Source organism: Advenella faeciporci (assembly GCF_014652395.1).
GTDB lineage: Bacteria > Pseudomonadota > Gammaproteobacteria > Burkholderiales > Burkholderiaceae_B > Advenella > Advenella faeciporci.
The window spans coordinates 1-524 of record NZ_BMYS01000053.1 but is presented as its reverse complement, the minus strand read 5'-3'; the positions used below and the strand labels follow the sequence as shown (position 1 = coordinate 524).

Here is a 524-nt window from a genome sequence, read left to right as displayed (position 1 = left end):
TTCTTTGCCGGTTGTTTTGCCACCATTTTGCTGGCCGCCTTTGCGCCGCCACTGGCGGAAGTCGCCTTCAAGTTCGGTCCCGCCGAATACTTCTCGCTCATGTGTCTGGGCCTGATCGGTGCGGTGGTCCTGGCCTCCGGTTCCCTGCCCAAGGCGATCTGCATGATCATTCTGGGCCTGTTGCTGGGCATGGTGGGTACCGACGTCAACTCGGGTGTGGCCCGCTTTGACTTCGGTATCCCTGAACTGCAGGACGGAATCGACTTTGCCGTGGTCGCAATGGGTGTTTTCGGTCTGGCCGAAATCATGAACAACCTGGCACAAAAAGAAAACCGGGTTGATATCACCGATAAAATTGGTAGCCTGTACCCCAACAAACAGGAATTTAAAGAGGCTGCACCAGCCGTGTTGCGCGGTACCATGCTGGGTTCGGCCCTGGGTATCCTGCCCGGTGGCGGTGCAGTCCTGTCGTCGTTTGCTTCTTACACCCTGGAGAAGAAAATCTCCAAAACCCCCGAGCGTTT

1 protein-coding gene is annotated in these 524 nt (G+C 56.5%); it reads left to right on the top strand.

Annotated elements, in window-relative coordinates; genetic code table 11:
* Window positions 1–524 (top strand): tripartite tricarboxylate transporter permease (locus IE074_RS14745; protein ID WP_189386201.1); only part of this gene is annotated, 524 nt, incomplete at both ends.